The sequence below is a fragment of the Paenibacillus sp. MT86 genome (genome assembly GCF_058792535.1).
Genome location: NZ_CM179499.1, coordinates 1,034,514 through 1,042,500, shown reverse-complemented (window position 1 = coordinate 1,042,500; position 7,987 = coordinate 1,034,514). Strand labels below are relative to the sequence as shown.

General features: G+C 54.0%; 5 protein-coding genes and 1 riboswitch. All 5 genes read right to left on the bottom strand.

The genetic code is table 11. The features are described 5' to 3' along the window. Window positions 1-177: 177 nt before the first annotated feature. Window positions 178-276, bottom strand: a riboswitch (purine riboswitch). A gap of 282 nt (window positions 277-558) precedes the next feature. Beyond that, window positions 559-1,497: an NADP-dependent oxidoreductase gene (locus tag AC3RCL_RS04470; protein ID WP_145040918.1), complete on the bottom strand. Its 939-nt coding sequence runs from the start codon at window positions 1,495-1,497 to the stop codon at window positions 559-561. Window positions 1,498-1,724: 227 nt separating this feature from the next. After that, window positions 1,725-3,263: a glutamine-hydrolyzing GMP synthase gene (gene guaA / locus AC3RCL_RS04465; RefSeq protein WP_012819063.1), complete on the bottom strand. Its 1,539-nt coding sequence runs from the start codon at window positions 3,261-3,263 to the stop codon at window positions 1,725-1,727. 78 nt (window positions 3,264-3,341) lie between these two features. Continuing rightward, window positions 3,342-5,666, bottom strand: coding sequence for a transglutaminase-like domain-containing protein (locus AC3RCL_RS04460; RefSeq protein WP_492534644.1), 2,325 nt, complete (start codon window positions 5,664-5,666; stop codon window positions 3,342-3,344). Beyond that, window positions 5,638-6,936 carry a DUF58 domain-containing protein gene (locus AC3RCL_RS04455; RefSeq protein WP_492534643.1) on the bottom strand — a complete coding sequence of 433 codons (1,299 nt, stop codon included), beginning with the start codon at window positions 6,934-6,936 and terminating at the stop codon, window positions 5,638-5,640. The genes AC3RCL_RS04460 and AC3RCL_RS04455 overlap by 29 nt, the downstream gene beginning before the upstream one ends. Then, window positions 6,933-7,940 (bottom strand): AAA family ATPase, encoded by a 1,008-nt coding sequence (locus AC3RCL_RS04450; protein ID WP_492534642.1) that lies wholly within the window; start codon window positions 7,938-7,940, stop codon window positions 6,933-6,935. Before AC3RCL_RS04450 ends, AC3RCL_RS04455 begins: the two co-directional genes overlap by 4 nt. Window positions 7,941-7,987: the final 47 nt, after the last annotated feature.

Below are 7,987 nucleotides of genomic sequence, written 5' to 3'. Positions count from 1 at the left end.
CAACATACAAATAGACCCTAAGGATAGATCCCTAGGGCCGTCGCTTGAAAAAAGAGCCGCAAAACAATCTTTCGCATGCTGCCGGGCAGCATCCTTATCGAATAACCGGTCTGCTGCATTGGAGCTTTGCTCCAGCTTGCAGGCCGGTCTCGAATGCTGGACGAGTCCGCATCATTATATTGCCGCTCTTCTTTTCGTAGCGAGATCATTACGGTGACCTGTAGAGACTCCCGGGCCCATTCCCGGGATTATACGAAAAAGCTCGTTATTTGTAGTTGTCGTGTCGGTTTCTACACATATTCTAGGACGAGAAGCCCAACCTTGTCAACAACAAAAACGAATATTAAACTTGTCAATTTAAAGAAACGTTCGGGAATTGCCTTTCCAAAAGCTTTCCGCTCTAGGACGACTGACCTACATACGGCTAAAAATAACCCAAAACCTGGGAAGATGCGCACATGTTCATCGAAATCCGCCCGGTGAGGTGTTTTACATCCGATGGTGGCAGACGCGGGTCGAAACCGGACACGCAGGATGAAATCGGAATCGTCTATCTCCTTAGGAGAAACTTATGGCTATTTTACCGACAGCATGGTGGGTCTCACTTAATGCGTGGGCATCGTAGAGCCCTTTTCGCGAAAAAGGAAACGTAGCTCCCACGACGGCTCTTACCTTTTTTTGCTCTAACAGATCGGCTATTTCCTGAAGCTGCTGGCCATTGGGATCCAGCCATATATTTTTGGCGGTCACGTCGTATTTTCTTACCAGTTCTTCATCAAAATCGCTGACAATCGATATGATTCGCCCGGTATGCTGTTTCAGTACTTTAAAGCTGTTCTTCTGCACGTCACCGCCCATCGTATCGAACACAACGTCCACATCCGATAATTCATCTTCAAATCGGGTCGTCCGATAATCGATCATCCGATCAGCACCGAGTGAGGCAAGCAGTTCATGATTGCGTTCGGTGGCGGTCGTTATGACGTAAGCACCCGCTTGTTTGGCAAACTGGATAGCGAACATGCCGACGCCGCCAGCGCCTGCATGAATCAATACCTTCTCTCCTTTGGTCAGTTCACCATGTGTAAACAGCGCCTGCCAAGCAGTGAGTCCCGCGAGCGGAACGGATGCCGCTTCCTCCCATGAGATAGCAGCAGGCTTGCGTGCCAACAGGTGGTCATCCACCAAAGTAAATTCGGCATATGTGCCAAACCGGGTCGTTTCCGGGCGGGCAAACACTTCGTCCCCCACTTTCCAATCCGTTACCTCGCTCCCGATTTCCGAAATGGTCCCGGCAACATCCCATCCTAAAATAATGGGAAACTCCCAATCCATCATTTGTTTTAAATAGCCTTCTCGAAGCTTCCAGTCAATTGGATTGATCGAGGTAGCGGCCACTTTGACTAAGACCTGATGCGCTTGCGGTGCAGGAGTAGGTACTTCTCTTTCCTGAAGCTCTTCCTTGCCACCATAACGGTCAATGACGATAGCTTTCATTCTTTTCCTCCTCACAGGTTCGGTCTTGGTTCAACTTCCCTAAAGCTCGCTCTTACCCATTGCACCTTAACGTATTATTTATCTTATTGGACAAAAGATGCATGCAATAAACCAGGGCCTCAATCCATTGTTTTAAGAGGAAAGCTCGTATGGTACCAACGCAAAAAACCTTCAATCCCACGGATGTGGATTTGAAGGTTTTTATGTTTAGTGAAGCAGTATAAAAATTACTCCCACTCGATCGTTGCTGGCGGCTTGGAAGTCACGTCGTACACGATGCGGTTGACGTTCTCGACTTCGTTCACGATGCGGACGGAGATTTTCTCCAGCACATCCCATGGGATGCGCGCCCAGTCCGCCGTCATGCCGTCGATGGAGGTTACGGCGCGGATGCCTACGGTGTAGGAATACGTGCGCGCATCACCCATAACGCCGACGCTCTTCATGTTCGGAAGCGCCGTGAAATACTGCCAGATTTCGCGATCCAGACCAGCTTTCGCGATTTCCTCGCGCAGGATGTAGTCGGAGTCGCGGACGATTTGCAGCTTGTCCTCCGTTACTTCGCCCAGTACGCGAATCGCAAGACCCGGGCCAGGGAAAGGCTGACGATGAACGATCTCGTCCGGCAAGCCAAGCTCTTCGCCGACTTTGCGAACTTCGTCCTTAAAGAGGGCTTTGAGCGGCTCGATGAGCTCGAATTTCATGTCTTCAGGCAGCCCGCCGACATTGTGGTGGGACTTGATCGTATGTGCCGTGTCCGTTCCGCTCTCCACGATATCGGTATACAGCGTGCCTTGAGCCAGGAATGCGAAATCATCAAACTTGCTGGATTCCTCATCGAATACGTAGATGAACTCGTTGCCGATGATTTTACGTTTTTTCTCCGGATCGTCCACGCCCTTCAGCTTGGACATGAAACGCTCCTGAGCGTCAATCTTGACGACCTTCATGTCGAACTTGCCGACAAAGGTCTCCATCACGCTCTCGGCCTCGCCCTTGCGCAGCAGTCCATGATCGATGAACATGCATGTCAGCTGATCGCCGATGGCTTTGTGAATCAGCATGGCCACAACGGATGAATCAACGCCGCCGCTCAGTGCACACAGCACTTTTTTCTCGCCGACCACTTCACGGATTTCGCGAACCTGATCCTCGATGAAAGTCTCCATGCTCCAGTTGCCTTCGCAGCCGCATACTTCGTACAGGAAATTCTTAATCATTTCGTTACCATGGACGGAGTGGCGAACCTCCGGATGGAATTGCACGGCGTACAGCTTCTTGTCTTCGTTACTCATCGCGGCGATCGGAGCGGATTCCGTTCCTGCATCCAGCTTGAAGCCGGAAGGCAGCGATACCACGTGATCGCCATGACTCATCCATACGGTTTGTTTTTGCTCAATCCCTTTGACAAGCGTCGAGTTCGGAGCGAATTCCAATTCGGCTTTACCGTATTCGCGCTTCGAAGCACGCTCTACTTTTCCGTCCAGCTGCTGAGCCATCAGCTGCATGCCGTAGCAAATGCCGAAGATCGGCAGTCCCAGATCGTAAATGGCAGGATCCACATGCGGTGCATTCTCGGAATACACGCTGGAAGGACCTCCTGAGAAAACAATGCCGCGCGGGGAGAGATCTTTAATCTTCTCGACGGGCGTATTGTATGGCAGAAGCTCACTATAAACGCCAAGATCGCGAATGCGTCGTGCTATAAGTTGGTTGTACTGTCCACCGAAGTCCAAAACGACGATGATTTCATTAGGCTTATTCATTACCGGGCCTCCCTTGATTAATGAAATTAATTATACGCAACCCCAATTCATACCGTCAAGAAAGAGGGCCCTTTGTTTTCATGCCAGTTTTTTGACAATTCGAATGCATTGGCGCAAAAAGAGTACTTTTTCCGTACGGGACCAAGGTTCATCCTGGTACGCCGCCCGCTCCCAACGCGACGCGAACGCCTCCAGCTCCGCCCTGAATTCGGCATCGGCAATCGACAGGGCGCTGACGTATTGACGCATGGTCTGCCCTCTTTCCAGATCCCCATACTTGCGCTGCAACTTGTCCCAGACCCATACCGCCGCCGATACGAGTCCCTCCCGCCCGCTGACCGCTATCGTCCGGGCCATCCTCATGAAGGCCCAACTTTGGCGTACGGCCGGAATTCGGCAAATGACGGCCACAATAAGAGGGAAGATCAACAAAAGCGCGACCCCAAACATCACGGGACCGATGGCGGATATCACAAGGAGCACTTTAACGGCAGCGTAGATCATGGTACTCCACAAGGTATGCCATGACATCATTCCGGCGGAGCCGGAATCGCCGGCAGCCGGAGGCGGGGACATCCCCTCGACCCCAAAGCCCGGAGTCGGATCAAACAGGACCCACCCCTGTCCCGGGAAAAACACTTCCACCCACGCATGCGCATTCTTTTGGGCGACCTCGTAACGATCCATCGTGCCGGCCACCCGATCGCCAGGCGCGAATCCCGTCACATAGCGTGCGGGGATGCCCTCGGATCGGAGTAAGACGGTCATCGCCGTAGCAAAATGAACGCAGTACCCTTCCTTCGCATCGAACAAAAAATGATCCGTAAAATCCCGGCCCTCCGGTGGCACGGAGGTTTGCAGCGTATACGTATAGTTCTGCTCCAAATAGGATTCGATAGCTTGCGCCGTTTCATACCTGCCCGCGGCGTCCGATGTAATCTTCCGCGCTAAATCCTTCACCCTGGAGGGCAGTTCCTCGGGAAGCTCCAGATACATTTCTTCCATATATTCGGGATCGTCCCCGTTCGCCCTGCGGAGCGCTTGCTCCTCCGGCTGCACGTATAAAGTCTCTACGGTATAACCGGACACCGCCCTCTCGCCTTGCAAGGAAATCGTTTCGGACAGCCTGTCGACGGCCAACCTTGGCGCACCTCTCTTTTTGGAAGAATGCATCTCCTTAACGCGGGTAATAATACCTCCCGACAGCAAAGATGGGACGGGGGTCTCCTGTACAAAAGTCAGCGACTGCACGATCGTCTCTCCAGAAGGACGCTCCCAATACGGCAGGAAACCGCTCAGGTCCTCCAATAGCTTGACTGGCTTGCGGATGGAGGGATCTGCATCCCATTTTCGGCCGTCATATCGATTATACGTGTCTCCGCGCCAATACGTCGGTACAGGCGATTGCGCCGTAAAATACAATGCATCGCTGAGCGTCAGAGGGCCTCCCAAATCTTCTCCTTGGGAAGCATATCCCGCAACCTGGGAGGCAGGAATCGACGGTTCCGTATTTCCGCGGAGCCGATCCCCCCATCCCGCCAGTCGTTCCGCCATTTCCGCCACACTCAATCCCATGCCTGGCGAAGGCTCGCCCAAGCCCCCTCCTACTCGGGTAATCCCCGCGATCAGAACGGAGGCCAGCAGCACAAACAGGCTCCAGCGCAGCACTGGCAGCCCGGACAAGCGGCCGGTTCGCATTGGTTCGGGGAGGACCATTTCCGAAGAGGTTCCCTCCACGGTTTCCTGCTTCAGCTTAAGGATCAGCATCATGCCCTGGGCCAGCAACATGTACAGCACCGCGCGCAGCATATCCCCATAGACGCTTTCTTCCATGGCAGACTCCAGCACCGCCAAATAAACCAGCGTCGAACCGCCAAACAGCCAAACGGTCCGGCGATACAGAGCCAGCATATGCACTGCGGATACCATGATGCCCCAGCCGACAAGCAGGATGATCGTCCTCGTTTCCTGGCTTAAGATCGTAAACTCCCACGCATTTCTGAAAGCCGAAGCGTCGCCTGGAAGTATCAGCGAAGCGTAATCGGACAGCCATGCGAGCGGATCGCTATATTCAAACAACCGGGAACAAAGCCAGACCACCAGCCCGGCATTCAGCGGCAGCCACACCCAGCCTCGCCATGTAAACAACCCTTGAAGCAGCAGAAACAAAGCCCATAGGAATAAGGTTTCCAGCACAAACCGGCCGCCTGTTTCACCCGCATTCCGAAGGGGCAAGAGCCACTCTGACAGAAGTCCCGTCACCGGCAGCGTGATTAATATGCGATGAAGCAGCGTTCCGTGCGACAATCTGGAAACGAATACCGAAGGCACATTCCTTGATCCGAATGACCCTGTTTCCCGACTGCCGCCAGCCCTAACGGGCGAGCTGCCCGGTCCTGTCATGGACGGCACCTCCGATCTTGATAGGGTGCTCTACCTCTACTGCTGGCTTTTCACGTACATACACCAGCTTCCCGCCTTTGCCGAAAAATTCCTGCGCCCACGGCGGATGCGCCTGATTCTCCGATGGAGCCGCCGCTGTGCTTTCAGCCAATTTCAACCGGCTTACGCTTTGAATGCAATAAATGGTCACCTTTCTGCAGCCCGCATTCAAGAGGCTTATGCCGGTGACAGCGGCACCCTGATGGAAGTACCCGGTGATGATAGCCCAATCCGTATTCTTTTGCGAGGGATTGAAGGATTGCTGGAATCTTCGGTTCCGCATCGGATCATTCCCGGTTAGCTGAACAGAGGCCAGAGGCACCAACGAATCCGGCTGCCCCTTGGACCCGCCTTTGCGTTCAATCGATGAACCCTCTAAATCCGTCCCATCCATGCATAATTGATAGGGGATTCTATAGCGGATAAGCCGGGATACCATTCCCGCTGCAGCCGATACCGCTTCTTCAAATACTTCCTGCGGTTTCCGGGCTTCATGGCCCTCATACCCTTGGAGCGATGTATCCAGCACAACGCCCTGCCTTGCTCCAAAGCCCTCATGAGGCATAAAAGATTGCAAGCGGCCAAGCTTCGCGGAATTCTTCCAATGAATCCGATTCATGGGATCCCCTGGAACATAATCGCGCACGCCCGATCCTCTCATTTCATTCCAAACGTTGAAGCGTACGCGTTCATCTTCCGTATCCATATCGCTTCCATGCATGGGCATCTGGGCCACAGGCCACTCCGCGGGCTTTGGCAGCACGATCAGGCCGCCCGAATCGCTGAGCAGACTTCGGTTTGTCCTGAACCAGCCGAACAGATCGCCCCATTCCATCTCGCTATAGATCGAAGACCAGACTCCGCGGGGAACCTGGTTCAGTCGGTAGGTATACTCAAGTCGTCGCCGCATGCCCGGGAACAGCAGTTTGCGATATGTCCTGCTGCCGATGCGGTCGGTGATGATAAGCCATGGCAGGGGAAGAATGCAACGATAGGCAACATGAACCGTCATCTGGACGGAGTCTCCAGCCTGTATGCACAAAGGGGAGCTTGTGTGCGAGATGGTGATTCGGGTCGGACCGAGCAAGCTCGTCATAGCCCCTCCAAGCAATAGAATCGTGGATGCCCACCAAACAAGCCGCAGCGATTCCCCGCCTAACCAAAGATAGAGCCCCAAAGACACCGACCAGATGGCTATGCCTCTCAACCATTCCAGCAGACGCCGCCTCATGAGGTGCTTCCCTTCCGGCTGCGCTGGCGCGGCAGATCAAACCTCGTAAGGATGGATTCTACCATTTCATAAGGAGTCACGCCGGCTGCGCGTGCATCATGACCGAGGTGAATCCGGTGGGTCAGCACCGGTACGGCAACGCGCAGGCAGTCATCTGGGATGACATACATTCGTCCTGTCAAAAATGCTGCTGCCTGCGAAGCACGGAGCCACGCTAATGTCCCTCTCGGACTGATGCCCAGGGATACGCCCTGCTGCCTTCGGGAAGCATCGGCCACACTGACCATGTAGCGTTTGATGGTGTCATCCACGAAGACGCGGGACACGCTCTGCTGCATCCGGATGAGCTCGGAGCCCATCATGATCGGCTTCAGATCCTCCAGTCTGGAACTGCCCATTCCCCGCTCCAGCAGCTCCAATTCGCCTTCCATGTTGGGATAGCCCAGCGATAATCTCATCAAAAATCGATCCAGCTGCGCCTCCGGCAGGCGGCTTGTGCCTTCATATTCGTACGGATTTTGCGTTGCCAGCAGGAAGAACGGGGCAGGCAGCGGATACGTATGGCCGTCCACGGTGACGCGCCCCTCTTCCATCGCCTCCAGCAGCGCCGATTGCGCCCGCGGCGATGCCCGGTTAATCTCATCGGCCAATACGATATTGGACATCACCGGTCCGGGCCTAAATACAAATTCTCCCGTGTGCGGATAATAGACCGATGCGCCCGTAATGTCCCCTGGCATCAGGTCATAAGTGAACTGAATGCGGCTGAAATCGCAGCCGATTAACGCAGCCACCGACTTCACCAGCATGGTCTTCCCGACTCCCGGCACGTCCTCCAGCAGCACATGGCCCCCGGCCAGCAAGGCAATCATCGTTAACGAAATTTGCTCCTCATGTCCGACGATAATGCTGCCGATCCGTTTGGTAACCCTCCCCAGAAGATCTGGCGCCCACTCCGGATGATCGGCTTCTTCAGCATGAACGGATGAACGATACAAGTACATCAACCTCCAACCTATATTCATAGATTATTTAATAGCGCTAGCTTAGA